This is a genomic window from Plantactinospora sp. BC1 (genome assembly GCF_003030345.1).
Taxonomy (GTDB): Bacteria; Actinomycetota; Actinomycetes; order Mycobacteriales; family Micromonosporaceae; genus Plantactinospora.
Map to the genome: position 1 here is coordinate 1,848,963 of NZ_CP028158.1, position 25,942 is coordinate 1,874,904.

26 protein-coding genes, 1 pseudogene and 1 riboswitch are annotated in these 25,942 nt (G+C 72.8%); of the genes and pseudogenes, 12 read left to right on the forward strand and 15 right to left on the reverse strand.

Annotation, left to right across the window (positions count from 1 at the left end; translation table 11 throughout):
- The first annotated feature begins 111 nt into the window (after positions 1-111).
- The gene (locus C6361_RS07845; protein WP_107267294.1) at positions 112-1,485 is read left to right on the forward strand and encodes a TrpB-like pyridoxal phosphate-dependent enzyme; all 1,374 of its coding nucleotides are present in this window, start codon (positions 112-114) and stop codon (positions 1,483-1,485) included.
- A gap of 34 nt (positions 1,486-1,519) precedes the next feature.
- Here the strand turns inward: C6361_RS07845 and C6361_RS07850 are convergent, their stop codons facing one another.
- The 3 genes and pseudogenes from C6361_RS07850 to C6361_RS07860 form a co-directional block, all read right to left on the reverse strand.
- Positions 1,520-1,930: a VOC family protein gene (locus tag C6361_RS07850; protein WP_107267295.1), complete on the reverse strand. Its 411-nt coding sequence runs from the start codon at positions 1,928-1,930 to the stop codon at positions 1,520-1,522.
- 98 nt (positions 1,931-2,028) lie between these two features.
- A pseudogene (locus C6361_RS07855) lies at positions 2,029-2,508 on the reverse strand (SRPBCC family protein); the annotation flags it as partial.
- Positions 2,508-2,852, reverse strand: coding sequence for a helix-turn-helix transcriptional regulator (locus C6361_RS07860; RefSeq protein ID WP_107267297.1), 345 nt, complete (start codon positions 2,850-2,852; stop codon positions 2,508-2,510). The pseudogene C6361_RS07855 and the gene C6361_RS07860, both read right to left, overlap by 1 nt.
- 196 nt (positions 2,853-3,048) lie before the next feature.
- Between C6361_RS07860 and C6361_RS07865 the strand changes: the two genes are divergently transcribed.
- Positions 3,049-4,071: an SMP-30/gluconolactonase/LRE family protein gene (locus tag C6361_RS07865; protein ID WP_199853289.1), complete on the forward strand. Its 1,023-nt coding sequence runs from the start codon at positions 3,049-3,051 to the stop codon at positions 4,069-4,071.
- A gap of 34 nt (positions 4,072-4,105) precedes the next feature.
- Here the strand turns inward: C6361_RS07865 and C6361_RS07870 are convergent, their stop codons facing one another.
- From C6361_RS07870 to C6361_RS07890, 5 genes are all read right to left on the reverse strand, one after another.
- Positions 4,106-4,840: a hypothetical protein gene (locus C6361_RS07870; protein WP_159079234.1), complete on the reverse strand. Its 735-nt coding sequence runs from the start codon at positions 4,838-4,840 to the stop codon at positions 4,106-4,108.
- 100 nt (positions 4,841-4,940) lie between these two features.
- Positions 4,941-5,714 carry an ABC transporter ATP-binding protein gene (locus tag C6361_RS07875; protein WP_199853290.1) on the reverse strand — a complete coding sequence of 258 codons (774 nt, stop codon included), beginning with the start codon at positions 5,712-5,714 and terminating at the stop codon, positions 4,941-4,943.
- Complete coding sequence (locus tag C6361_RS07880) at positions 5,711-6,598, reverse strand: ABC transporter permease (protein WP_107267300.1); 888 nt, start codon at positions 6,596-6,598, stop codon at positions 5,711-5,713. The genes C6361_RS07875 and C6361_RS07880 overlap by 4 nt, the downstream gene beginning before the upstream one ends.
- On the reverse strand, positions 6,598-7,602 hold the full coding sequence (locus tag C6361_RS07885) for an ABC transporter substrate-binding protein (RefSeq protein WP_107267301.1): 1,005 nt from the start codon (positions 7,600-7,602) through the stop codon (positions 6,598-6,600). The genes C6361_RS07880 and C6361_RS07885 overlap by 1 nt, the downstream gene beginning before the upstream one ends.
- Positions 7,599-8,789: an agmatinase family protein gene (locus C6361_RS07890; RefSeq protein WP_107267302.1), complete on the reverse strand. Its 1,191-nt coding sequence runs from the start codon at positions 8,787-8,789 to the stop codon at positions 7,599-7,601. The genes C6361_RS07885 and C6361_RS07890 overlap by 4 nt, the downstream gene beginning before the upstream one ends.
- Before the next feature lie 49 nt (positions 8,790-8,838).
- A riboswitch (guanidine-I (ykkC/yxkD leader) is annotated at positions 8,839-8,955 on the reverse strand.
- A gap of 220 nt (positions 8,956-9,175) precedes the next feature.
- On the opposite strand from C6361_RS07890, the gene C6361_RS07895 reads away from it, so the two are divergent.
- The 3 genes from C6361_RS07895 to C6361_RS07905 all read left to right on the forward strand — a co-directional run bounded on the left by C6361_RS07895 (position 9,176) and on the right by C6361_RS07905 (position 11,162).
- Positions 9,176-9,631: a helix-turn-helix domain-containing protein gene (locus C6361_RS07895; protein ID WP_234359392.1), complete on the forward strand. Its 456-nt coding sequence runs from the start codon at positions 9,176-9,178 to the stop codon at positions 9,629-9,631.
- Positions 9,624-10,016 (forward strand): DUF4180 domain-containing protein, encoded by a 393-nt coding sequence (locus tag C6361_RS07900; protein ID WP_107267303.1) that lies wholly within the window; start codon positions 9,624-9,626, stop codon positions 10,014-10,016. Before C6361_RS07895 ends, C6361_RS07900 begins: the two co-directional genes overlap by 8 nt.
- A gap of 132 nt (positions 10,017-10,148) precedes the next feature.
- Entirely contained in the window at positions 10,149-11,162 is a 1,014-nt protein-coding gene (locus tag C6361_RS07905; RefSeq protein ID WP_199853291.1) for a nucleotidyl transferase AbiEii/AbiGii toxin family protein, read from the forward strand.
- Between the two features lie 103 nt (positions 11,163-11,265).
- Here C6361_RS07905 and nhaA read toward each other — a convergent pair whose 3' ends face one another.
- The gene (gene nhaA, locus C6361_RS07910) at positions 11,266-12,579 is read right to left on the reverse strand and encodes a Na+/H+ antiporter NhaA (protein ID WP_107267304.1); all 1,314 of its coding nucleotides are present in this window, start codon (positions 12,577-12,579) and stop codon (positions 11,266-11,268) included.
- Positions 12,580-12,770: 191 nt separating this feature from the next.
- Between nhaA and C6361_RS07915 the strand changes: the two genes are divergently transcribed.
- From C6361_RS07915 to C6361_RS07945, 7 genes are all read left to right on the forward strand, one after another.
- Positions 12,771-13,610 (forward strand): FkbM family methyltransferase, encoded by an 840-nt coding sequence (locus C6361_RS07915; protein WP_107267305.1) that lies wholly within the window; start codon positions 12,771-12,773, stop codon positions 13,608-13,610.
- Between the two features lie 11 nt (positions 13,611-13,621).
- Positions 13,622-14,254: a GNAT family N-acetyltransferase gene (locus C6361_RS37550; RefSeq protein ID WP_199853292.1), complete on the forward strand. Its 633-nt coding sequence runs from the start codon at positions 13,622-13,624 to the stop codon at positions 14,252-14,254.
- A gap of 151 nt (positions 14,255-14,405) precedes the next feature.
- Positions 14,406-14,861, forward strand: a complete 456-nt coding sequence (locus C6361_RS07925) for a hypothetical protein (RefSeq protein ID WP_234359393.1) — start codon at positions 14,406-14,408, stop codon at positions 14,859-14,861.
- Positions 14,862-14,863: 2 nt separating this feature from the next.
- Entirely contained in the window at positions 14,864-15,097 is a 234-nt protein-coding gene (locus C6361_RS07930) for a helix-turn-helix transcriptional regulator (protein WP_101365586.1), read from the forward strand.
- Positions 15,094-16,068: an NAD(P)-dependent alcohol dehydrogenase gene (locus tag C6361_RS07935; protein ID WP_107267306.1), complete on the forward strand. Its 975-nt coding sequence runs from the start codon at positions 15,094-15,096 to the stop codon at positions 16,066-16,068. The genes C6361_RS07930 and C6361_RS07935 overlap by 4 nt, the downstream gene beginning before the upstream one ends.
- Before the next feature lie 113 nt (positions 16,069-16,181).
- A complete protein-coding gene (locus tag C6361_RS07940; protein ID WP_107270811.1) occupies positions 16,182-17,360 on the forward strand; it encodes a cytochrome P450 in 1,179 nt (392 codons plus the stop codon).
- Positions 17,361-17,368: 8 nt separating this feature from the next.
- Positions 17,369-17,581 carry a ferredoxin gene (locus C6361_RS07945; protein ID WP_107267307.1) on the forward strand — a complete coding sequence of 71 codons (213 nt, stop codon included), beginning with the start codon at positions 17,369-17,371 and terminating at the stop codon, positions 17,579-17,581.
- Positions 17,582-17,606: 25 nt separating this feature from the next.
- On the opposite strand, the gene C6361_RS07950 is transcribed toward C6361_RS07945, so the two are convergent.
- From C6361_RS07950 to C6361_RS07975, 6 genes are all read right to left on the reverse strand, one after another.
- Entirely contained in the window at positions 17,607-18,071 is a 465-nt protein-coding gene (locus tag C6361_RS07950) for a hypothetical protein (RefSeq protein WP_234359394.1), read from the reverse strand.
- A 207-nt stretch (positions 18,072-18,278) separates the two neighbouring features.
- Positions 18,279-19,598, reverse strand: a complete 1,320-nt coding sequence (locus C6361_RS07955; RefSeq protein WP_107267308.1) for an ABC transporter permease — start codon at positions 19,596-19,598, stop codon at positions 18,279-18,281.
- Positions 19,595-20,419 (reverse strand): ABC transporter ATP-binding protein, encoded by an 825-nt coding sequence (locus C6361_RS07960; RefSeq protein ID WP_107267309.1) that lies wholly within the window; start codon positions 20,417-20,419, stop codon positions 19,595-19,597. Before C6361_RS07960 ends, C6361_RS07955 begins: the two co-directional genes overlap by 4 nt.
- Positions 20,416-21,438, reverse strand: a complete 1,023-nt coding sequence (locus C6361_RS07965; protein ID WP_107270812.1) for an HlyD family secretion protein — start codon at positions 21,436-21,438, stop codon at positions 20,416-20,418. Before C6361_RS07965 ends, C6361_RS07960 begins: the two co-directional genes overlap by 4 nt.
- Positions 21,439-21,640: 202 nt before the next feature.
- Positions 21,641-23,209, reverse strand: a complete 1,569-nt coding sequence (locus tag C6361_RS07970) for a glycosyltransferase family 39 protein (RefSeq protein ID WP_107267310.1) — start codon at positions 23,207-23,209, stop codon at positions 21,641-21,643.
- Positions 23,210-23,480: 271 nt separating this feature from the next.
- The gene (locus C6361_RS07975; RefSeq protein WP_107267311.1) at positions 23,481-25,853 is read right to left on the reverse strand and encodes a DUF6351 family protein; all 2,373 of its coding nucleotides are present in this window, start codon (positions 25,851-25,853) and stop codon (positions 23,481-23,483) included.
- Positions 25,854-25,942: the final 89 nt, after the last annotated feature.

The following is a 25,942-nucleotide window of genomic DNA, read 5'->3' on the forward strand; positions in this document are numbered from 1 at the left end:
CGGTGCCGCCGCGCAAACCGCGATCTCCGTCCGGTCGCGCCGGTCGGCCGAGCCGGAGCACGGTGCGGCGACCGTGGACATCAGCGCCCCCGACCGGTTCAATTCGGGACCATGGGTGAGCCGAGCAAGATTCTGCTGGACGAGTCGGAGATGCCGCGTCGCTGGTACAACATCGTGCCCGACCTGCCCGCCGCGCCGCCCCCGGTGCTGCACCCGGGCACGCTGGCGCCGGTCGGGCCGGACGACCTGGCCCCGCTCTTCCCGATGGCGTTGATCGAGCAGGAGGTCACCGCCGAGCGCTACGTGGAGATCCCCGAAGAGGTCCTGGACGTCTACCGGCTCTGGCGGCCCTCTCCGCTGTTCCGGGCGCACCGGCTGGAGCGGGCGCTCGACACCCCGGCCAAGATCTTCTACAAGTACGAGGGGGTGTCGCCGGCCGGCTCGCACAAGCCGAACACGGCGGTGCCGCAGGCGTACTACAACGCGGCAGCGGGGATCCGCCGGCTGACCACGGAGACCGGCGCCGGCCAGTGGGGCACCGCCCTCGCCTTCGCCTGCTCGCAGTACGGCCTGGAGTGCGAGGTGTGGCAGGTGCGCGCCTCCTACGACCAGAAGCCGTACCGGAAGATCATGATCGAGACGTTCGGCGGGACCATCCATCCGTCACCGTCCGAACTCACCGCCGCCGGCCGGGCCGTACTGGCCAGCCAGCCCGACTCGCCCGGCTCGCTGGGCATCGCGATCTCCGAGGCGGTCGAGGTGGCCGCCGGGAGCCCGGACACCAACTACGCGCTGGGCAGCGTGCTCAACCACGTACTGCTGCACCAGACCGTGATCGGCGAGGAGGCGATCGCCCAGTTCGGCAAGGTCGGGCTGACCCCGGACGTGATCGTCGGCTGCACCGGCGGCGGCTCCAACTTCGGCGGCCTGGCGTTCCCGTTCCTCCGGGAGAAGCTGGCCGGCCGGATGGAGGTGACGATCCGGGCCGTCGAGCCGGCGAGCTGCCCGTCGCTGACCCGGGGCGTCTACGCGTACGACTTCGGCGACACCGCCGGGATGACCCCGCTGATGAAGATGCACACCCTCGGACACGACTTCATCCCCGACCCGATCCACGCCGGCGGGCTGCGCTACCACGGCATGTCACCGCTGATCTCGCACATCTACGAGCTGGGGCTGATCGAGGCGGTGGCAAAGAGCCAGCGGGAGTGCTTCGAGGCGGGGGTGCGGTTCGCGCGTACCGAAGGGATCGTGCCGGCCCCCGAGCCCACCCACGCGCTGGCCGCCTGCATCGAGGAGGCGTTGCGGTGCAGGGAGACCGGCGAGGAGAAGGTCATCCTGACCGCGCTCTGCGGGCACGGGCACCTGGACCTCGCCGCCTACGGGGCCTATCTGGCCGGCGACCTCACCGACCACGAACTCGCCGAGTCGCAGCTGCACGCCGCCACCGCCGGGCTGCCGGCGGTACCGGCCGGGCCGGCGTAGCCGCAGCCCACCCGTGATCCGTCAGATCGGGAGGCTAGCCCCGCGAGGAGATCTGCTGCACGGCCCAGCCGTTGCCGTCCGGGTCGCTGAAGAAGACGAATCCGACGTTGTCCAGCGGCTCCGGGACGGGGCGCGGGTTCTCGCCGAGCACCTGGATCTCGCTGACCTCGACACCCCGCGCGACGAGCTGGGCACGCGCCTTGGCCAGGTCGGCGACGACCAGTTGCAGCCCGCGCAGCGAGCCGGGCGGCGGCATGTCCGGTACGACCCCGGTGCCGATCACGACCGAGCAGCCCGAGCCCGGCGGGGTGAGCTGGACGATGCGTACGTCGTCGCCGACCCGGGTGTCGTGGTCGACGTGGAAGCCGAGCTGGTCGGCGTAGAAGGTCTTGGCCCGGTCCACGTCGGAGACGGGTACCACCACCACTTCCAGGGTCCAGTTCACGGTTGCTGCCTCTCTGCGTCTGTGGAGTTCGGTCTCCGGCCGGTGCCGGCACGATCGCCGGGCACCGTGGTCATCGGGGTGGTCACAGGGGCCGCGACCCGCTCCGCGAGCAGGTCGTCGAGCCGGTGGTAGCCCTCGGACACGCCGCGCCGCATCGGATAGCGGAGCACCCGGTCCCGACCTTCCGGGGTCGCGTACCGGATCGTGCTGGTCAGGGTGGTCACGCCGGCCCGTTCGACGAGCCGGTGGTCGATCAGGGTCTCGCCGGGGTAGGACTGGTCGTCGTACCGCTCGGTGTAGACCAGCCGCCGGGCCGGCTCGATCACCTGGTAGATCCCGCCGTGCGCCATCTCCTCGTCCCCCGGGCCCCGGGAGACGAACCGCCACGCGCCGCCGACCCGCAGGTCGATCCGGCAGCCGACGAGCTGCCAGCCTCGCGCGCCGAACCAGCGGCGGAGCAGTTCGGGGCGGGTGAGCGCGTCGAAGACCAGCCCGGCCGGGGCGTCGAAGGCCCGGGTCAGCACGATCTCCCGGTCCGTCGGGGTGGTGACGGTCAACTCCCGGCCGCCGTCGCTCATCAGGCCCGCCCCTCGTCGCCCTCGTCCTGGAGTTCGGCGAGCAGTCCGTCGAGCCGCTGGTAGCTCTCCGCCCAGTAGTCGCGGTAGTTCTCCAGCCAGTCCAGGGCGGCCTTGAGCGGTCGCGCCTCCAACCGGCAGGGCCGGCGTTGCGCGTCCCGCCCCCGGGAGACGAGCCCGGCCCGTTCCAGCACCTTGAGGTGCTTGGAGACGGCGGGTTGGCTCATCGCGAACGGCGCGGCCAGCTCGGTGACGCTCGCCTCGCCGGCCGCCAGGCGGGCGAGGATGGCCCGCCGGGTCGGGTCGGCCAGGGCCGCGAAGGTCGCGTCGAGCAGATCCGCAGTCATCTTTCGTAACCTCTCGGTTCTATAACCATGTGGTTTATATCGTCACCCGGCGCGGACGTCAAGCCGCCGCGCCCGACCTGTCCGGTGTGGACAGCGTGTCCCGGGTGGACAGCGTGGACGGCCGGTCGGGCCATACACGTGGACGGCGCCGGATCATGACCGGCGCTGACGACGATCCGGATGGATACCATGGGCCATGGCCAGACCCCGGATCGACCCCGTCGTGTGGCGACCGGAGCGGGCACCGGCCCGGGCCCGGCAGCGCGGCGGGACCGACCCGATGCCACCGGTACGCCTGCACGCCGTGCCCGGCCACGGGCCGGAGGACGTCGCGGTCGACTCCGCCGGCCGGATCCACACCGGCCTCGCCGACGGCCGACTCGTCCGACTCGCGGCGGACGGCAGCGGAGCACAGGTGGTCGCCGAGACCGGCGGCCGGCCGCTCGGCGTCGAGGTGGATCCCGACGGCCGACTCGTGGTCTGCGACGCCTCGCGCGGGCTGCTCCGGGTCGATCCCGACACCGGCCGGATCGACACCCTGGTCGCCGCCGGCACCCCGGTCGGGTCGGCGCCGCTGCGGCTCTGCAACAACGCGGCGGTGGCCGGCGACGGCTCGGTCTGGTTCAGCGACTCCTCCCAGCGCTTCGCCCTGGCGCACTGGAAGGCGGACCTGCTCGAACACTCCGGCACCGGGCGGCTGCTCCGGTGGCATCCGGACGGGCACACCGAGGAGGTGCTGACCGGGCTGCACTTCGCCAACGGGGTGGCGCTGGCCGCCGACGGGTCGTACGTGGTGGTGGCCGAGACCGGAGCGTACCGGCTCACCCGGCGGTGGCTGGCCGGGCCGCGTACCGGCGAGGTGGACCGGCTGGCCGAGAACCTGCCGGCCTTCCCCGACAACCTCGCCCGGGACGACGACGGACTGCTCTGGATCGCGATGGGTTCGCCCCGCAACGCGCTGCTGGACCTGGTCTCCGCGTGGCATCCCGCCGTGCGCCGGGCGGTCTGGGCCCTGCCGGACCCGCTGCAACCGAAACCGGCGAACACCGCCTGGGTGCAGGCGCTCGACGCCGAGGGCCGGATCCGGTACGACCTCCAGGCCACGATCCCGGGCTTCTCGATGGTCACCGGAGTACGCAGACACGGCGACACCGTCTGGCTGGGCAGCCTGCACGGCGGTGCCGTCGCGGAGTTCGCCCTGCCGACCGTGGCCCGCTAGACCTGGCGGGAGGCAGCCGAAGCCGGGCAGGAGGTCACCCGGCCGCGCGGAGGCGTTCGACGGCCTTCGCCGCCAGGTCCCGGACGTAGGGCTCGGCGCCGCTGGCGCTCTCCCAGCCGAGGTCGGCGACGACCGTGACATGGTCGCCGACCCGGGCCAGCACGGCCGGGGTGGTGGACACGACATCCTCGTCGCCATAGCTGAACCGGGCGGAGACCCGCAGGAGCATCGACTCGTCGCCGGCCACCCCGGTCTCGGCGACCTCCCACCGGTGCTGCCCCGCGCCCAGGCCGCCCGGACACCGCCGTACCGCCGCCGTGATCTCCGCGAAGGCCGCTCCGCCGTGCCCCGGGTGCAACCCCACGTACTGCAACACCACCCGGGGTGTCTCGTTCTGGCCGGGGCTGACGTACGCCCGCATGGCCACGGCCGCGCTCCGGGTCGCGTCGCTCGGGTACGGTTCGGCGCACGGCCGCGCCGGCCGCAGGTGTGCGTTGTCGCCCTCCGGTAGCGGTTCGAGCCGCGCCCCGCCGAGATCCTCGGGTTGGAGCAGTGCCGACGAGGCGATCACCTGCCCGGCGCTCGGCGACGGCGAGCCGGCCGGCCGGCTCGGCGCGCTCGTGGCCGGCCCGGTCGACGCCGTCACCGGACCGCCGCCCGGGCTCGTCCCCGCGCTGCCGTCGCCGTCGCTGTCGCCGTCGGCCGAGCAGCCGACCAGCAGGGCGAGCGCCGCCACCGCGGCGGGAAGGGCTCGTCGAGAACGGCGCATGGCATCCCCCGTCGTGATCCGGTCGCTCCGTCAGGACTGCCCGGCCGGCAGATCGGACAAACCTCACGTCGAGGAGGCGATACCTGGCCGCCGCGTGCCCTCAGGTGGCGTGGTGGAAGCTCCGGACCAGGTCCTCGACCCGGGCCCGCAGCGTCAGGAACTCCGGTGTCCGCTTCAGGTCGAGATCCCGATCGTCCGGCAGCTCCAGGGTGAGGTCGGCGGCGACCCGACCCGGATCGCTGGCCAGCACCACCACCCGCTGGCCGAGGAAGACCGCCTCCTCCACGTCGTGCGTGACCATCAGCACCGTGGTGCCGGTGTCCCGCCACACCCGCCGGATGAAGAGCTGCATGTCCTCCTTGGTCTGCACGTCCAGTGCGCCGAACGGCTCGTCGAGCAGCAGCACGTCGGGCTCGCAGGCGAGCGCCCGGGCGATCGCGACCCGCTGCCGCTGCCCGCCGGAGAGCTGCTTCGGCAGCGCCGAGCGGAGTCCGGTCAGCCCGGTCTCCGCCAGATACCAGGCGACCCGGCGGGCCCGCTCCGCCCGGTCGATCCGGAGCAGTTCAAGACCGAAGGCGACGTTGCGCTCGACCGTCCGCCACGGATAGACCGCACCGCCCTGCGACACCAGGCCCCGGTCCGGGCCGGGCCCGAGCACCGGGTTGCCGTCGAGCAGGATCTCCCCCGCCGACGGGCGGTCGAGGCCGGCGACCAGGGCGAGCAGGGTGGACTTGCCGGAGCCGCTGGCGCCGACGACGCAGACGAACGACGTACGGGCGATCCGCAGGTCGACGTCGGCCAGCGCGGGCACGTCCCGGCCGTGCCGCCGGAACACCCGGTTGACGCCGACGAGTTCGAGCAGTCCGGTGGTCACGGCACCCACCGCCCGAGCCGGTCGCGCACCATTCGGAGTACGACGTCGGCGGTCACCCCGATCAGCCCGATCACCACCAGGATGGCGAAGATCTTGTCCGTCTGGGTGAACCGCTGGGCGAGCAGGATCCGCTTGCCCAGCCCCTCCTGGCTGTTCACCAGCTCGGCGACGACCACCAGCCCCCACGCGGCGGCGAAGTTGACCCGTACCGCGTCGACGATCCCCGGCAGCGCGTACGGCAGGATCACCTTGCGCAGCACCTCACCGCCCCGGGCACCGAGCGTGTACGAGACGTTGACCAGCTCGATCGGCACCTGCCGGACCGCGTCGGCCACCATCAGCATGTTGAAGAAGACGGTGCCGATGAAGATCAACGCGATCTTCGGTGCCTCGCCGATGCCGAGCCAGATCAGCAGCAGCGGCGTGAACGCGGCCGCCGGCAGATAGCGCAGCAGCCCGCTCGCCGGCTCCAGGGCGGAGCGGGCGGCCGCGAAGCTGCCCATCGCCACCCCGAGCGGCACCGCCACGGCGACGCCGAGCCCGTACCCGTAGAGGATCCGGCGGACGGTGGCCCAGGCGTCGGTGAAGAGTTCCCCGCTGGCCGCCATCTCGATCCCGGCCGCCCAGACCGCACCCGGCGGCGGCAGGAACCGGGGCTCGACCGCCCCGGTCGCGCCGAGCAGCAGCCAGGTCAGCAGCGGCAGCGCGACGGAGGCGAGCACCAGCAGGGTACGGGTCCGGCCGCGCAGCGGTGCGCGCAACGCCAGTACGCTGCCCGGCGGCCGGGCCGGGCGGCGTCGGGGCAGCGAGCCGAAGAGTTGCCGGGCGGTCGGCGGGCGCGGAGTCGTCCGCTCCGGAGCGTCGGAGCTGATCAGGCGCTCCATCAGGTCACCGCGTGCACGAACTTCGGCTCCAGCAACCCGTCCAGCGACGGCTTGCCCGGAGCCAGCCCGGTACGGACCAGGAAGTCGGCGATCCGGTCGGCCTGAAAGTCCAGGTGGGTCGCGTCGCCGCCGGGGCTGAACGCGGCGATGTTCCGTTCCCGGTCGAAGATCGTGGTCCCGGCGTCGTACGTCCGGTAGTCGGCCTCGCTCACCCCGCCCCGACGGGCCATGATGGCGACCGCCTCGGCCTCGTTGGCCGCGATCCAGTCCAGGGTGTCGAACCAGGTCTGCACCACCTTCTGCACCTGCTCCGGATGTTTGCGGAGATAGCCGCTGTCGAAGGCGAGGTGGTCCGGGATCGCCCCCGGGAAGTCCTTCGAGGTGGCGACGGCCCGGCTGCCCGCCCGGCCCAGCGCGGTGGTGGTGAACGGCGCGAACGCCCCGACCGCGTCGACCTGCCCGGCCACGAAGGCCGCCGCCGCGGCGTCGGTCAGCAGCGGGGTCAGCACGATGTCCCGCTCGGAGAGCCCCGCCCTCTCCAGGGCGAGCAGTAGCAGGTAGTGGTCGACGGTGCCCTGCTCCACCGCGACCTTCCGGCCGCGCAGCCCGGCGACGTCGGCGATGCCGGGCGCCGCGATGACCTGGTCGTTGCCGGTCGAGTTGTCGTTGACCAGCACGATGGTCTGCTCCGCCCCACCGCTGACCGAGGTGAGGGTGTCGTTCAGGGTCTGGCTGTTGGCGTCGAGGTTGCCGGTGCTCAGCGCCTGGAGGCTGTCGGTGTAGCTGTCGAACCAGGTCAGTTCGACGTCGACGCCGTTCGCCTCGAACAGCCCCTTCTCCTGCGCGACCTGCCAGGGAAACCAGCCCGGCCAGGCGCTGAAACCGAGGCGTACCGTGGTCGACCCGGCGCCGCCGGAGTCCCCGCCGTCGCCGCAGCCGGCGGTACCGAGCAGGGTCGCGCAGGCCGCCACCGCCAACAGTCGGGTCAGCCGTCGTCGTCTCATGCTTTCCTCCCGGGGAGGTGACCGGCGCGCACCAGGCAGCCGAGGGTGTCGCAGATGACCCGGGTGGCGATCAGCGAGGTGATCTCCGCGTTGTCGTACGGCGGGGAGCACTCGACCACCTCGATGCCGGCGAGCGGCCGTTCGGCGACGAGTTGGATGAACTTGAGCACCTCGCGCGGGAGGAAGCCGCCCGGCTCTGGCCAGCCGGTGCCCGGGACGAACGCGGCGTCGAGGCAGTCGACGTCGAAGGAGAGCCAGACCGCCTCCGCACCGTCCCAGGCGACCTCGAGGGCCCGCTCGGCGGCGGCCTCGATGCCCATCTCGACGCAGTCGGTGACGGTCATGATGGTGGTGCCGCGCTCCCGGCCGACCCGCACCCCGGGCCGGGGCGCCTGCCAACCGCCGATGCCGATCTGCACCAGGTTCTTCGGCGGCACGTTCGGAATGTCGGTGGCGTGGAACCACGGCGTGGTGTGCATCCGCTCGTCGAGATCGGTCTCCTGGGTGTCGACGTGCCGGTCGAAGTGGATGATGCCCAGGTTGCCGGCCAGATGCTCGGCGACGCCGCGTACGGTGGGGTAGCCGATCGAGTGGTCGCCGCCGAGCACCACCGGGAAGGCGCCCGAGGCGTAGACGTGGCTGACCGCCTTGGAGATCTGGTCGAAGGTCTTCTCGATGTTGCCCGGGATGGTGAAGACGTCACCGAGGTCGGCGATCGTGATCGACTCCCGCAGGTCGACGCCGAGTTCGAAGCTGTACGGCCCGTAGAGCGCGGAGATCTTCCGGATGCCCTGCGGGCCGAACCGGGTCCCCGACCGGTACGTCGTACCGCCGTCGAACGGGGCGCCGAGCACGGCCACGTCGTACTCGCCGCAGGTGGTGACGTCCTCGACGTAGGGCGCTTTGAGGAACGTGTTGATGCCGGCGAAGTGCGGCAGTTCGCCCCGGGAGAAGGTCGGAATCCGCCGGTCCACTATGGAGTCGGCACCGGGCAGCCCGAGCCGCAGGCCGCGCTCGACCTCGGCCTCCCAGCGGGTGGTCGGCAGCTCCGCCTCGCGCCGCACCGCGTAGCGGGCCTCGGGGCCGTAGTTGTCGCGCGACAGCGGGTCGGGCTCGTCGGCGGTGTTCCCGCCGGGGTGGGCGTGCTGGTGCTGCGGCCGACCGGGGTGGTCGTGTGCGAAACCCATGGGCACCTCCGGGGAGGGTCGCCCGGCCGGGAACAGCCGGGTGGTGGCTGTCTCCCGGGCTTTTGTCCCGCCGTGGAACGACGCCGACCGCGCCGCCGGCCTCGCCTGCGCCTCTCGGACCAGTCCCGCCCCTGGCAGGGGCGACGGAACCCTAGGCGCGCCTCACTGGATGAGTCGCATCGAAACGTAAGGGCCGTCGGTTTCCCGCGTTTTGCCCGCCGGTTGCCGGCAGGTATCGGCCGCGATCGACATCTCTCCCGCCCGCCGCCGCGCGCGGTCCAGCCGGGTGCCGACGATCTGGAGCCGCCTCGACCGGCTCGACCTACCGGCGTGACGGTGGCAACAAACTTCCCTATCACTCCCTATCGTGGGTAGGTTAGGTGCTGATGAGTGAGGAGATGTACTCGGTCGAGCAGGTGGCCGACCGGCTCGGCCTGCACGTCCGGACCGTACGCGGCTACATCCGCTCCGGCCGGCTCAGGGCGGTACGGATCGGCAAGCAGTACCGGATCGCCCGGGCCGACCTGGACGCGCTGACCGGCGGCGCCGGCCCGCCCCGACCCGGCGGCCGTGCCACGGTCGAGGTGTCGAGCATCGTGCAGGTCGACGGCATCGACCGGTCCGGAGCCGACCGGCTCGGCACCCTCCTGCTGGCCGGGGCGAACACCAACCACACTCCGGGGCATCCGCTGCGGGTGCAGATCGTGCACGACGGGGAACGAGGCCGGATGAAGATCGTGATACTCGGCGACGCCGCCGCCACCGCCGAGCTGCTACAGCTGCTCGACGCCGTGCTGCACGGCGACAACGGCCTGCTCGGCGGGGAGGTGCCGGATGCCTGACGAGATCCAGGACCGGGCCGGCGCGTCGGTGCTGGTCTGCGACCCGGCCGGCCCGCCGGTCCGCACCGAGCAGGACGCGCTGGACCTGATCGGCGCGGCCTTCCTCGGTGCCACGGTGGTGGCGGTGCCGGCGAGCCGGCTCGACCCGAGCTTCTTCACCCTCGGCACCCGCTTCGCCGGTGAGGTGATGCAGAAGTTCGTCAACTACCGGCTGCGGCTGGTGGTGGTCGGCGACATCTCCGGGCACCTCGCGGCCAGTTCCGCGCTGCGCGCCCTGGTCCAGGAGTCGAACCGGGCCGACCACATCTGGTTCGTACCGGATCTCGACGCCCTCGACGACCGGCTCCGCGCCCTGGCCGACCGGCCGGACCGCCGACCGGCCTGACCGAGCGCAGCCACCGGTTCCGGCCCGCAGCCGCCGGTTCCGGCCCGGCGCTTCCGGGGCGGAACCGCGCGGACGCCGATGCCGGGCGCCGGGGGGCGGTGGCCGTCGTACCGGGCCGGTAGCCTGCCCGGCGTGCACAGCCAGGCGGGGGCCGGACCGGGCCTGACCGACGAGCGGGCGGCCCGACTCGCCGTGCTCGACCACATACTCGCGCTGGTCGCGGCGGCACCCTGCGGCGACGCCCTGGTGCTGCGCGGCAGCATGACGATGCGGTCCTGGGTCGGTGACCGGGCGCGCGAGCCCGGCGACCTCGACTGGGTGGTGCGGCCCGGCGCGCCGGTCCCGCTGGACGACCTGCACCCGCACCCCTACGTCGACCGCCTCGACCCGGTCCGGCTCTGGCCGGAGGCGGTGCACGGGGTGCCCCGGGACGAGCCCTGGATGTTCGAGGACTTCGACACCGGCGGCCTGCCGGCGCGGCTGCCACCGGAGGGGCTGCACTGGGTCGAGGCCGCCGAGACCGCGCTGCTGCCGAGCCCGCACCGGGACGTCGTCGAGCTGCTGCGCCACCACCCCACGGCCGTCGGCGACCTCCGGGTCGACCCGGCGGGGATCGTCGAGGACAGCACCTGGGGCTACTCGTACGACTCGGACTACCGCGCCGGGGAGGGCGGCGGGGGAAGCCGGCTCGTCGTGCCCTGGCGGGCCGGCGACGCGCTCGCCGGCACGGTCCAGCTCGATTTCGCGTACGACGAGCGGCTGCCCGAGCCGCCCCGACTGCTCGCGGTGCCCCGGCAGGACGGCACCGACCCGCCGACGGTGGTGTGGGCGGCGACGCCGCAGCTCTCGCTCGCCTGGAAACTCCAGTGGCTCTGCACCGACCAGGCGACCGACGGGCACTGCACCGGAAAGGACCTCTACGACGCGGTGCTGCTCGCCGAGCTGCCCGGGGTACGCCTCCCGGCCCGGCTGCTCCGTACGCTGCTGCGCCGCATTCCCGACCCGGAGCTGCTGCGACCGGCGGCGGTCCGGGGCTGGGCGGTGGACTGGTCCGACCTGTCCGACGGGCATCCGCCGGCCGGGACCGACCCGACGCCCTGGCTCGACCGGCTGGCCGTGGCGCTCACGCCGGACCTGCCGCCGTAGTCGGCGCTGCGGACGCTCCGCCTCGACGACCACGAGTGTGTCCTCGGGCGGCTCTTGCGGCGTCGAACGTCGGACGCCCCGGCCAGGTGGGCGGGTGTCGGGATCATCCCCGGGCGCTCTGGTCCCGCTCCTGGTAGACGTCCGGCACCCCGTCGGCGTCGGCGTCGTGCTCCTCCACCGTGCGGATGCGCTGGTAGTGCCGGTTGCGGGCCCGGAGTACGACCGCGGCCAGCAGCGCCGAGAGGAGTGAGCCGACGAGTACGCCGATCTTGGTGTGGTCGTCGCGTTCGCTGCCGGCGCCGAACGCCAGCTCGCCGATCAGCAACGACACGGTGAAGCCGATCCCGGCCAGCAGCGCCAGCCCGAACACGTCCCACCAGCTGAGCCCCTCGGCGAGCCTGGCCCGGGTGAACCGCTGCACCAGCCAGGTCGCGCCGAAGACCCCGACGGCCTTGCCCACGACCAGCCCGACCACCACCCCGACGGCGACCGAGTCGGTGAGGGACGCACCCAGGCCGCCCGCGCCGACCACCGAGACCCCGGCGGCGAAGAACGCGAAGACCGGCACCGCGATCCCGGCGGAGAGTGGCCGGAACCGGTGCTCGAAGTGCTCGGCCAGCCCCGGTCCGGGCCCGGGCTTGCGCCGCAATACCGGTACGGTGAAGGCGAGCGCCACCCCGGCGACCGTGGCGTGCACCCCGGAGGCGTGCACCAGCGCCCAGGTCACCGCCGCCAGCGGGAGCAGCAGCCACCAGGATCGCACCCGCCGCTGGACCAGCAGGCCGAACAGCGCCAGTGGGACCAGCGCCAGCAGCAGCCAGCCGAGGTGCAGCGCGCTGGTGTAGAAGAACGCGATGATCATGATCGCCAGCAGGTCGTCGACGACCGCGAGGGTCAGCAGGAACGTCCGCATCGCCGAAGGCAGATGTGTGTTGATCACGCTGAGTACGGCGAGCGCGAACGCGATGTCGGTGGCGGTCGGGATCGCCCAACCGGCCAGCGCCCCGTCCCCGGTCCGCAGGTTGAACGCCACGTAGATCAGGGCCGGCACCGCCATGCCGCCGACGGCCGCCGCGACCGGCAGCACCGCCCGGCGGGGTTCCCGAAGGTCCCCCGCGACGAACTCGCGTTTGAGTTCCAGCCCGGCGACGAAGAAGAAGATCGCCAGCAGGCCGTCGGCCGCCCAGGTCGCCAGGGAGAGGTCCAGGTGCAGGGCGGCGGGGCCGATCGTGAGGTCACCGAGCGACCGGTACGCCCCGGACCACGGCGAGTTCGCCCAGGCCAGCGCGAGTACGGCGGCGACCAGCAGCAACACGCCGCCGACGGTCTCGGCACGCAGGATGTCACCGATGCGGCGAACCTCGGGCCAACTGCCCCGGTCGAAGAGGTTCGGCATACGGCTGCCGGGGGTGGCCATCACAGTGCCTCCGGTGGGTCGACGAATGAACCGCCGACCAGACTTCCCGGCACACCGGGTCCCACCCTACCGAACCCGCGATCACCGCCCCAGCCGAGTACGGATTCCACCTTCGTGGAGCGCCCGTACCGGGGCTGACCGGCAACTCCGAACGGAAGCGGGACGACAATTGCCGCTGCTAGGTTGAAAACATGTTCATCCGGGCCAGAGGTATCGCCCGGTCCCTGCTGCTCTACCACTGCCGGCCGGCCACCCAGCGCCGGGCCGCGCGACTCTACGGGCAGTTCCTGCGCCCGGGAGATGTCGGCTTCGACATCGGCGCGCACGTCGGCGGCCGGGTGCGGATCTGGCGGCGGCTGGGCGCCCGGGTCGTCGCCGTCGAACCGCAGCCGGACTGCCTGCGCGTGCTGCGCTGGGCGTTCCGCCGGGACCACGGCGTCACCATCGTCCCGGCGGCGCTCGGCGCTCGATCCGGTCGGGCGACGATGGCACTCTCCACGGCCACCCCGACGGTGTCGACGATGTCGGCCGACTGGATCCGCTCGGTGACCACGGACCGCAGCTTCGCACGGGTGAGGTGGGACCGCGCGGTGCAGGTGGAGGTGGCGACCCTCGACGAACTCATCGAGGCGCACGGCGTACCGGCGTTCTGCAAGATCGACGTGGAGGGTTTCGAGGCGAACGTCCTCGCCGGACTCAGCCGACCGCTGGCCGCGCTGTCGTTCGAGTACCTTCCGTCGGCGCACGACGCCGCGATCGCCGCACTGGACATCGTGGACGACCTGGCTGCGCCCGTCGGCGGATACCGCTACAACTACTCGCCGGTCGAGACGATGCGGTTCGCCAGCGAGCGCTGGCTGGACGCCGCCGGCCTGGTGAGCCTGCTCGAACGCTTCCGCCCGCTGGGCCGGTCCGGCGACGTCTACGCCCGGCTGGCGTCGGCCGGGAGCGGCCCGGACCACTCCCGCGCACCGGGTCGGGCGGAGGATCGGCCGGCCAGCGGGGCCGAGGGCGCCACCGGCGGCGGGTAGGCTGCCGGATCGTGCACGCCTCGGACCGGGACCACCGCCACGCCGCGACGGATCCGCTCCGGAGCGCCGAACCCGACCGGTTCGTCCACCCCGACCTGCCACCGGTACTGCGCCGGCTGACCGGGCCGGAGGCGCTGGCGCTGCACGACCGGCTGGTCGAGACGTACGCGGCGGTGTTCTGCGCGCCGCCGTGGAACGACTCCCCCGAGCGGGTCGCCCGGTTCGGCGAGTTGCTGGCCGACTGGGCCGGGCAGCCGGGCTTCGTCGCCGTCCTGGCCGAGGGCGCCGGGCTCGCCGGACCCGATGCCGAGGACGGGACCGTTCCGGCCTTCGCGCTCGGGTTGACCACTCCGACCCCGTTCCCCGCCGACCGCGCCTACGGGCTGGTACGCCGGCTCCTCGGACCGGCCACCGAGACGCTCTCCGGCTGGCTGGAGGTCGCCGAGCTGGCCGTACGCCCGGCGGCCCGGCGGGCCGGACTCGGCCGGCGCCTGCTGGCGGCGCTGACGGACGACCGGCCGGCGTGGCTGCTGACCGTTCCCCAGGTCGCCGGCACCACCGCCTTCTACGACGCGGCGGGCTGGGTCCGGCACGGCACCGGTTACGGCATCACCGTCTACACCAACCGGCCGCTACCGCACTGAGGCGCGGCCGGCGGCGCTGCGGACGAGCCGGGCCGATCCGCACCGCTGCCGGCCCGAACGCCCCGCCACCGGAACACCACGTCACTGGGATGCCGGGCCGCATCGTGTCCAGAAAACTTGACATGATGTCTACGGCTCTTTACTCTTCGACATGTCAATAATTCTTTACCTCTCGAAGGCGGCAACCATGTCGTACGAGGAAAAGGGCACCTGGGTGGCCCTGATGGTCGGCGTCACCGTCTACCTCGGCTATCTCGCGGTCGTCCTGGGCCGGCTGGCCGGCACGCCGGTGGCCGCGGTGACATACGTGCCGACCCTGCTGCTGGCGATCGGCGTCTCGATCGTCGCGTCGATCGTGGCCCGCATCGCGGTCGAGATCGCCCGCCCCAGCGACAGCCACTCCGGCGACGTCCGGGACAGGGAGATCCACTGGCTCGGTGACCGCGTCGGGCAGCGGCTGCTGATGACCGCCGCGCTCGCGGCACTCGGCCTCGCGCTCTTCGAGGCCGAGCACTTCTGGATCGCGAACGTGCTCTACCTCGGCTTCGTCGCCTCCGCGGTGGTCGGGTCGGTGGTCAAGCTCCGCGCCTACCGCAGGGGTATCTAGCCGTGGTCAAACCCACCAGGGTCACCAACTCGATCCGTGCCCTGCGCTTCGCCGCCGGCGAGATGACGCAGGCCCAGCTCGCCGAGCGGATCGGCGTGACCCGCCAGACGATCATCGCGATCGAGCAGGGCAGATACTCGCCGTCGCTGGAGATGGCGTTCCAGATCGCCCGGGTCTTCGCGGTGCCGCTCGACGAGGTGTTCCAGTACCCCGACCCCGGAGGAGAGCAGCCATGAGAGCAGCCGTGTACCGGACGTACGGCCCGCCGGACGTGGTCCGGGTCGAGGAGGTCCCGACCCCCGTTCCCGGCGACCAGGACGTCGTCGTCCGGGTCCACGCCGCGACGGTCGGGGTGACCGACGGTACCGCCCGGCGCGGCTCGCCGGGCTACTCCCGACTCTTCTTCGGGCTCCGCCGTCCGAGGTGGACGGTGCTCGGATCCGACTTCGCCGGTGTGGTCTCGGCGGTCGGGGCCGGCGTGACGCGGCTGCGGGTCGGCGACGAGGTCGTCGGCGTCACCGGGCCGGACTTCGGCGCGCACGCCGAGTACGTCCGCGTCCGCCAGGACGGCGCCATCGCACCCAAGCCGGCCAACCTCGACTTCGCCGAGGCGGTCGCGCTGATCGACGGGACCGCGCTGGCGTTCCTGCGCGACCGGGCCCGGCTTCGCCCCGGCCAGACGCTCCTGGTCAACGGGGCCTCCGGGAGCGTCGGGAGCACCGCCGTGCAACTCGGCAGACACCTCGGCGCCCGGGTCACCGGGGTGTGCAGCACACCCCACCTCGACCTGGTACGCGAACTCGGCGCCGACACCGTGCTCGACTACACCAGGGAGGACTTCACCCGCACCGGCCAGAGCTACGACGTCGTCTTCGACGTGGCCGGCACCAGTACGTTCGGCCGCTGCCGCCGAATACTCAACCCGGCCGGACGCTACCTCAGCCCGGTACCGTCGCCGAGCCTGCTGCTCCTGACCCCGTGGACGGCCGCGTTCGGCCGGCGGAAGGCGGTCGTCTCGTTCACCGGGCTGCGGAAGGCGGCGGAGAAGACCCGCGACCTGCTGCTGGTGCGGGAGCTGGCCGAGGCCGGCGCGCTCCGGCCGGTCATCGCGGAGCGCTACCCGTTGGCGCGGATCGGGCAGGCGCACCGCCACCTGGACCGCGGCAAGTACGGCAACATCGTCGTCACCATGGACCCGGCCGGCTGAGAGCCACGGCGTCGGATCAGCACCATGGACAGTGGCCCCCCGGATCGCGGTACGCTCGCTGCGGCGGAGGAAGTTCGTCTGCTTGAGCATCCTTTGCGATGGGAGAGGACACGATGACCGCTTCTCCGGTACTTCCCCTGAAGCGCAGCTGCCCGTACGCGCCACCGGCCGAACACCTGCGGCTGCAACAGCAGGAGCCGGTGGCCCGGGTGACCCTGCCGGACGGCTCGACGGCGTGGGCGCTGAGCCGGCTCGAAGACATCCGCACCATGCTCACCGATCCACGGTTCAGCTCCGACCGGCAGCGCGACGGATATCCGTTGCAGCCCCCCGGCCGGCCGCGCGCCGCCGACGAACGACCGGTGCTGATCGGGCTCGACCCGCCGGAGCACGGTGAAGCCCGTCGCGCCGTCGTCGGCGAGTTCACCATCAAGCGGATGAACGCGATGCGCCCGCGCATCCAGGAGATCGTCGACGACTGCCTCGACGCCGTCCTCGCCGGGCCACGCCCGACCGACCTCGTGCCGACGCTGGCGCTGCCGGTGCCGTCGCTGGTCATCTGCGAACTGCTCGGCGTGCCCTACACCGACCACGACTTCTTCCAGAGCCGCTCGGCGAACCTGCTGCACCGGTCGACCCCGGCGCAGGAACGCTTCGCCGCGGCCCAGGAGATCCGCGAGTACATGGCCACGCTGATCGCGGAGAAGGCGAAGACACCCGGTGACGACCTGCTCAGCCGGCAGCTCGGCAAGGGAGCCGATCACAGGGATCTGGCGGGCCTCGGCTTCCTGCTGCTGCTCGCCGGGCACGAGACCACCGGAAACATGATCTCCCTCGGCACGATGACCCTGCTGGAGCGGCCGGAGGCGCTGGCCGCGCTGAAGCGGGACCCGGCCGTCACACCGCAGATCGTCGAGGAACTGCTCCGGTACTTCACGATCGCCGAATACGTCACCTCACGGATCGCCGTCGAGGACGTCGAGATCGGCGGGGTACTGATCCGGGCCGGCGAGGGCGTCATCACGCTCGCCAACGCGGCGAACCGGGACCCGGCCGCGTTCACCGACGGCGACACCTTCGACATCGACCGCGGCGCGCGCCACCACATCGCGTTCGGCTTCGGCGCCCACCAGTGCCTGGGGCAGAACCTCGCCAGGGTCGAACTCCAGATCGTCTTCGACACCCTCTTCGCCCGCATCCCCGACCTCAGGCTGGCGGTGCCGGCCGACGAGCTCTCCTTCAAGGACGACTCCACCGTCTACGGCCTGCACTCGCTCCCGGTCACCTGGTAGGAGACGCGATGCGGATAACGGCCGACCTGGAGCGTTGTGTCGGCGCCGGCCAGTGCGTACTCACCGAACCGGCCGTCTTCGACCAGAACGACGACGACGGCACGGTGATCGTCCGGCGCGCCACGGCCGACGACGACGAGACGATCCGCCGGGTACGCGAAGCCGTCCACCTCTGCCCCAGTCAGGCCCTGACCCTCACCGAGCCCGGACCGCCGCGCTGAGCCCCTCCGCCGGGCCGGGGTCGCGCTACTCGTGCCGGCTGACGCCCTCGGAGTGCATGCCGGTCTCCTCCTGCAACGGGTTGTTGCGGAGGTCGTCGAGCGCGGTGTCGTCGGGGAAGAACCGGCGACCCGGCCCGGGGTCGGCCGGGGCGCCGCCCGGTCCCGCTTCCGGGGTACGGGTCGGCTCGACCGAACCGAACCCGTGCTTGCCCGCCCCCTGCGGCCACGGTTGGGGCGGCTGCGCGTCGGCCCGCCGTTCGGCACGCCGTGCCGGTGGCAGGCCGGCCTCCTCGCTCCCCTCGTCCAGCGGCGAGTCCTCGGCCGCGCCCCACGGCGCGTCCCGGTCCTCCGTACCGCCGGTGGTGCCCCACGGTTCGACCGACTGCGGACCGCGGTCCTGCCCGTCCGGGGCCGCCTGACCGCCGTCGGGGTCAGCCGGCCGGAGCTGGCCGCCCGGATCCTGGTCCGCCGGTCGCCTCTTCGCGCCCATCCCCCACCACCCTCGCTGCCGCGTCGTCCCGCCCGGTCGTCCGGTGCGTGTGCGGTTCCCGGCCGACGGCGAGACATGCGGCCGGACCGGAATGGATCTCCGAGGAACGTCCGCGAGCGCCGGAGGGTACGGGGTTGGAGCAGTCTGCCCGGGGTATAGCCGGGTACCGGATGGCGGCATCCGGCCGCACGCGGCCCCGCGCCGCCGTCAGGCGCGCATGACGGTCGCGATCGGGATGCGGGCGGCCCGGATGGCCGGGATGAGACCGCCGAGCAGTCCGGCCAGCAGGCCGGCGATGACTCCGGCGACTCCCGCACGCCACGGGAACACCGTGTCCGCCAGGAACGGCGCCTGGTCGGCGAAGAGGGTGCCGGCGACGTTCAGGGCGAACGCGGACGCCCCGATGGCGGCGGCCGCGGTCAGCAGGCCGGTGAGCAGGGTCTCGGCGAGGACGATGCCGGCCAACAGCAGCCGCGAGGTGCCCACCGCCCGGCGCAGCGCGAACTCCTCGACCCGCTCCCCGACCGTCGCCAGCCCGACGTTGAGGATTCCCGCCACCCCGATCAACAGGACCAGGCTCGCCATGCCGAGGAAGATCCAGCGGATCAGCGCCAGGTCCCGGGCGATCTGCTTGCGGGCCTCGATCGTCTCGAAGTGGATCTGGTCCGCCGGTATCCCGGCCGCGGCGAGCCGGAGCGCCAGCAGCCGCTCCAGTTCGCCCGCAGTCGGGGCCAACATCACCTGGAGGCCCGGACCCAGCTCGCTCGGGTCGGCCGCCGGAGCCATCCAGGTCGCCAGTTCGTCGGCCCGGGAGTAGGCGACCGGCTGCGGGCTGCCGTCGTCGACGACGCCGATGATCCGGGGCGTCGGGTTGGCCGTCGTCCCGTCGATGCGCATCTCGGCCGGCACCTGGTGCCGGTTGAAGCCCTTCGCCGCCTCCAGGTTGAGCACCAGCCGGGGTGCCAGGGAGGGCACCGAGGTGAAGTCCAGCCACTCCCCGGAAACCTCCCGGAAGGGCTTGAACTGGCGGATGTCGCCGGTCAACGTGGTCAGGGTCAACTCGATCGCCTGACCGGGCACCGGTGTGCCCGCGTCGCCGCCCGGCGAGGTCGGGCGGCAGCCGTACTGGTCGCAGTACATGGGACCACCCGGGCCGCCGTAGCCACCGGCCTGGTCGAACGGGGCTCCGCCGGGGTTGACCGGGGCGACTCCGGGCTCGCCGACGATCGCCTGCCGGGTGACGATCGCGACCGCGTCCGGCCGGTTCGCCAGCGTCTCGGAGCTGGCCCGGACGGTCTCCCGGCTGCCCGGAAGGTACGCCTGCCGGGTGCCGTCCTTGCCCACCTGTAGCGCGAGGTTGGCCAGTTGGGCCTCTTCGAGGGTCTCGGCGCCGGCCTGCACCACCACCACGGCCAGTACGCCGAGGAAGAGGCTGACCATCGACAGGAAGGTACGCAACTTGCGGGCCCGGATGCCCTGGACGCCGATGATCAGCGCGGAGCGGAACCGCCCGGAGAGCCGGATCACCGGCCCGCCCCTTCCGGCGCCGGGACGGTCCCGAACGACGCGGTCCCGAACGGCGCTGGTGTTGCGGAGTGCGCGGCCCCGGAAGGGGTGGCTCCGGTCGCGCCCGGCTCCGGGCTCCCCGCCGGCTGGTCCGGAGTGGCGGTCGCCGGTGCGAGCACCCCGTCGTTGAGCCGCAGCACCCGGCGCATCTTGTCGGCGTGGTCCCGGTCGTGGGTGACCAGGATCAGCCCGCAGCCGCGTTCGGTGGCCGAGCGCATCACCTCGATCACCAGGTTGCCGGTCTCGGTGTCGAGCGCGCCGGTCGGCTCGTCGGCCAGCAACAGGCGAGGTTCCCGGACCAGGGCCCGGGCCACCGCCACCCGCTGCTGTTCACCGCCGGAGAGCCGGGCCGGGCGGTGCTTCGCCAGGTGGGCGATGCCGACCTGGTCGAGCGCGGCCATGGTGCGGGCCCGGCGCTTGCGGCGCGGGAGCCAGCCCTGCCCGTTGACCAGGGCCATCGCGACGTTCTGGGCGGCGGTGAGGTGCCCCAGCAGGAAGAACCGCTGGAAGACGAAGCCGAACTCGGCGCTGCGCAGGGCGGCGGCCCGGCGTTCGGGCAGCCGGGTGATGTCCCGGCCGCCGAGCAGATAGCGGCCGCCGTCGGGACGGTCGAAGAGGCCGATCAGGCTGAGCAGGGTGCTCTTGCCGGAGCCGGACCGGCCGAGGATCGCCACGCTCTCCCCCTCGGCGACGGTGAGGTCGACGCCGTCGAGGATCGTCCGGGGCGTGCGCTGCCCCTTCAACGTCTTGGTGATGCCGTGCAGTTCCAGCAGCGCCGTCATTTCCCGCCCATCGGGTCGGCCGGGCCGCCGGGCTGCCCCGGCGCCGGTTTCGCCGGTGGCAGGTTGGGTCCGGGTACGGCGACCGTCTCGTCACCGGTCAGCCCGGACTTGATCTGCACGACCTTGCCGTCGCTGAGCCCGAGCACCACGTCCCGGGTCTCCCGGTTGCCGTCCGGGCCGACCACGTCCACCTTGCCGCTGCCCTGCCCTCCGGCGACCGCCTCGACCGGGAGCACGAGTGCGTTCTTCGCCCGGGCCGTCACCACCTGGAGGGTGGCGGTGGCACCGTTGATCAGTTTGACGTTCGACGGCGCCGTGCAGACCAGCCGCATGCCGGTCGGCTCGGAGGGTTCGACCGGCCGCCCCGGGTCCGGTGGCGGGCCGACCGGTACGACCGGGCGCGCACCCGGGCCGGCGGACGGGTCGGTCGACGGCTCCGGGGCCGGCGGATCCGGGATCGTCCCGGCCGGCAGCGCGGCGATGGTGCCGAGGACCTTGCAGGCGAACGGGCCGGGGCCGTTCTTGATCTGGGCCTGCACGGTCGCCAGCGAGTCCGAGATCTGGTACGCCTGAGCGCCGTCGATCTCCGCGACCAGCCCGTACCCGATCCGCTTCGCCGATACCACCGGCATCCCGGCGGTGACGTTGGAACGGTCGTCGACCAGCCGACCGGCGAAGACGGCACCGGCCGGGACGTCGACCCGGTGCGACTTGCCCTTGGCCCAGACGCTGGCCACCCGCGTCGCCCTGGTCGGCGTGCTCTGCGGCGGGTCGACGTCGCGGTAGCGGATCTGCCCGGCGACCGGTGCCACCACGCCGAAGACCGGGTTCATGGTGACTCTGCCGGTCAGGCTGACCCGGTTGTCGAGATTCTGCCGGGCCGGCTTCGCCGTGGTCATCGTGGTGCCCCGGGCCGCCAGTCCGGGGGTCTGGGCCTCCGGGTCCGACTCGCTGCACGCGGCGCCCGCACCGACGAGCAACACGAGCACGCACGAACGCAGCAGCAGTCGCCTTCGCACCGGCACCCCTCACCGACGTAGTCCTGGATCGACACCTGACAAGACGCAGCCAGCCGGTCATCGGTTGCCTCGGGACGGATGATTCGCGACGAACGACCGGCAAGGTGCGGTGCGCGTGGTCCGCACCGCTACCGCCGTATCAAACCAGAACGCCCGCCGGGGCACTGTCCCCCGCCCGCAGCCCCGGCGCTCCGGGACGGGATCAGTCGAAGTGCCGGACCCGGGGCCACAGCTCGGCCCAGGCCGGCCCCCGGTCGTGGCACACCACGACCGGCACGCCCTGCTCCTCGTTGTCGACCCCGACCCCGTTGTCGAGCCGGCCGGCGGTCCGGCACTCGCCGAAGTAGCGGCGAAGCTCCGCCGCCTCGCCCACGCCGACCCCGATCAGCACGGTCGCCGACTCCGGCGGCGGTCCGTAGAAGCCCAGCTCGTTATGTCCACTGTAGATCGGCGGTAGCCGGTCGGCGCCGAGTCGGGTGAGCGCACCGGCCTCGCCGTAGTTGGCGGTCAGCACGACCGCCGCGGCCCGGTCGGCGGGCGCGAGTTCGTCGTACGCCCGGACCACCTGGTCGACGTAGCGGGGCCAGCCGACCGAGTCGGCGGCGGTGATGTTGATGCCGGGTACCGGCGTGTCGCCGAGCACCTCGACCGGGAGCAGCGGCAGCGCGATCACCGCGCTCGTCGCCGCGTTCAGCAGGTACGCCGCGCCGACCACGAGGGCGCGGAGCCGCCGTCGCCCCCGCCGCAGCCACTCGGCCACCAGTACGCACCCGGCGGCGAAGAGCACGCCGAGCAGCGCGTACGGGTAGTAGGGCTGACCGCCGGAGACCAGCACCAGTACGCAGACGACCAGGTACGCCACGGCGAGCGCGCGTACCGGCCCCCACGGTCGGCGACGCAGCAGCCCGACCAGGCCGGCGAGCCAGACCGCCGCCAGCAGCGGCCCGATCAGCAGGAACTGGAAGGGCAGGAAGGTGGTCCGCGACTCGGCGCCCTTGTTCTCGGCGATCGCGCCGGCCATGTCGGCCTGGGGCAGCTCGTGGCTGAGCTGGTAGACCAGGTTGGGTGCGCCGACCACCAGGGCGAGCGCCACGCCGGCCCAGAGCCAGCGGTTGGCCAGGACCCGACGCGGTCCCACCGCGAGCAGCCCGGCGCCGAGCCCGACCAGCAGGAGCGCCACCAGCAGTTTGTTGTAGAGCCCGATCCCGAGCACCGCCCCGGCCGCCAGCCACCAGCGCGGCTGGTCGCGCAGCAGCGCCCGGGTGGCACAGAGGACGATGCCGAGCCAGACCACCACGTCGAACCCGGCGGTGAGCAGCACGTGTCCGAAGATCAGCGTGGCCGCCCCGGTGCCGAGACCGAACGCGGCCAGGGTCTGGGCGAGCGCGCCGCCGCCGAGTTCGCGGGCGAGCAGGGCGGCCAGCAGCAGCGCTGCCAGCACGCAGAGGGTGGCCGGCACCCGCAGTCCCCAGAGCGAGCCGCCGGAGAGGGTGTCGGCCAGCCGGGCGACCGCCGGGGTGAGCGGCGGCTGGTCCCGGTAGCCCCAGTCGGGGCGGAGCATCAGGAAGTAGAGCTCGTCGCGGTGGTAGCCGTAGCCCCCGTTGGTGGCCAACAGCAGCGTGCCGACCAGCGCGGCGACGGCGCCGAGCGGTCGCCAGGCGACCGGGGGCGGCGCGACCCGCCCGCCGTCGGCGGTCGCGGACGACTCGGGTACTCCCGGCGGCGCGCTGTCCGCGGTGATCGCGGCCGGCCGGACGGCGTGCTCGGTCATCGGTCGCCCCTCCCCCTGGCGCGGCGGTGCCGGCGAGCCCGTGACCCGAACCCCGACCGCCTATACATAACGGTTAGAGCTTAACGGTTATGTATAGGCTGTCAACGCCCTCCGAACAGGACCGACGACCGAACGACCGGCCGGGACGACGTCCACCGTGGCCGTGACAGACCGCGGCCGGGCCGCTCGGCCGCACCGCGCCAGCTTCGACGCGAGGCGGTCCGCTCGGCCCGGCCTGGAGGTCGGGCGCCGGCTCGTGGCCGGCGGTGCGTCAGCGGTAGTCGCAGACCCCCGTCGGGAAGATCTGCTCCAGGCGCCGCCGCTCGGCGTCGGTCGGGCGCCACGATCCGTAGAGGCCCCAGGCGATCGCCACCCGGACCGGCTGCCGGTCGCAGGCGTAGACGCCGCCCTCGATCGGCCCACCGGCGACCGTCCGGGACGTCCCGTAGAGCGGGAACTGTCGGGTGCAGGCGCCGTCGGGCCGGTTGTCGAGGATGCCGTCCCAGACGCGGTCACCCCGGGCGATCTCCGTACCGTCGGTGCGGAAGCAGCGGTCGACGGCGAGCGCCGGCCTGTTGCCCTGCACGCCCCGCCACGGCCGGAGACGCAGGTTGGCCATCCAGTCGTCGATCACCGCCAGCGCCTCCGGGGTCTGGTCGTGCGCCTCGGCCGGGCGGGCGTCGGTGAACCAGATGACCTGGTTGCCGGCGTCCCGGTCGTGGTCGCGCATCCGCTGCCGGGACGCGAAGGACTGGTGCGAGTTGTGCATGTCCAGCTGTTCTTCGAGGTAGTGCCGCCAGTCGATGATGGGGATGTCGATGTCGCCGGTGAAGACGATCCCGGACTCGTACGCGGCCCGGATCGCCCGCCGGTCACCCGTGGTACGCGGTGCCGGTGTCCGACCGCCGTCCGGCGACAGGCGCATGTTCCGGGACGACCAGGGGTCGAACTGGGCCGGGTCGGCACAGGCCGCCGGGGTGAACGGGCAGCCCTCCTGCACCATCTCCGACTGCGGCTTCCAGGAGCCGACCCGGGCGTTCAGGTCGAGGAACTCGGCCGGGGTGATCCGGCCCGAGGTCAGCGCCGAGAGCCCGTACTGGACGCCGACGTTGTCCCAGGTGGACCGGGCGTACCCGTCCGGGCCGGTGCCGTAGATGTTGACCAGGTCGCCCCAGTGCGACCACTGCACCGTCTCGGCCACCCCGGGCGGGTCCATCCGGTCCCAAAGCGGGTCGCCGGGGAACCAGCGCGGGTTCAGTGCCAGCGGGGTCAGGCCGCGCCAGCCCTCGATGCACTCGGTGGAGCCGGGCGCACCACCGAGGTACGGGTTCGGCACCGTGGCGCTGGCGTTCATGCCGATCAGCCAGGTCCGGTTCTCCCAGTTCCGCCACTTCGGGTTCGCGCGATCGGTGACGTCCATGTAGTACTCGAGCAGCTCACAGTCGCCGACGTGGATCGTCTGGGTGGCCATGTCCGGATACGAGTACTGCGGAATCGCGGCGTCGATCACCCGGTTGCCGTAGTTCTGGCCGTAGACGTACTGCTGGATGCCGCCGCCGGAGCCGCCGACCCCGACCGTGTAGAGCGGAACGCCGTACTCCTCGACGAAGTGCTCCTTCAGCATCAGCGCGGTCTCGCCGCCGAGCACGAGGTTGTAGTGGGTGGCGGTGCGGGTGCCGGTGGAGTAGAGGACGGCGTAGCCGAGCGAGAGACCCTCGTGGTAGAGGTGCCCGCCGGGAAGCCGACCCTGGTCGTGTCCGATCGCCACCCCGCCGTCGAAGCGGTAGACGACCCGCCGGTTCCAGTTCCCCTCCAGCACCGCGATCGAGTAGACGAACCGGTTGATGGTGCCGCGTTCCCGACGTACGACGTAGTCGACGGTCCGGCCGTCCAGGGTGCGGGTGGTGGTCAGGTCGGCCGGGCGGCTGCCGTCCGTCGGCATCGGCTTGAACGTGCCGTCGGCGGCCCGGTAGAGCCGGTCGGTGACGGTCGGGGCGGCACAGTCCCGGCTCCAGCCGACGATCGCGCCGTCCGGACCGGACACCCGCATGCCCTGACGGTCCTGGTTGTCCACGAGCGGGGCGCCGAGTCCGTTCTGTTCGGTGCGGCAGAGGAACGGATACTGCTGTGGCCCGGAGAAAATCGGACCGGAGATCGGATGGTTGCGTACGGCCAGGGTCGCGGTACGGGCCGACCGGGCGCTCGCCCGGAGCAGGTTCGCGCCGTCCCGGAGCCCGTCGACGACGCCGCGCAGTGACCGGCCGTCGACCCGGAACGCGCGGGTGACGTCGGCGCCGTTACGGGTGACCCGGACCGAGCGCGGGTCGGTCCGGCCGTCGACGGTGACCCGGACCAGCGCGTCGCCGCCGGTGACCTGATCGGCCCGGCTGGAGAGGACCTCGATGTCGAGCCGCTGCCCGGCACCGCCGGTCCAGGCGGCGGCCGGCGTCGCCAGGCCAGCGCCGAGTACGGCGGTCAGGGTGATGCCGAGGGCACCGGTGAGGCCCCGGCGGGTGCGGGATCGGGCGGACGTGGTGCCGGTCCCGGCGGGCGGGGCGGGGCGGCTCCGTCGGCCGGGTCGGCCGGTGTGGACGGTGCCGTCAGCGGTACGCCGACGGCGAGCGAGGAAGCTGAGCGCGGACATCGTCCCTCCGTCTCCTCCCCCCGGAGCCCGGCAGCCCCGGATGGTGGCGGACACCGACGATGTCATGAGGATCGTTCGCTTGTCGAGAT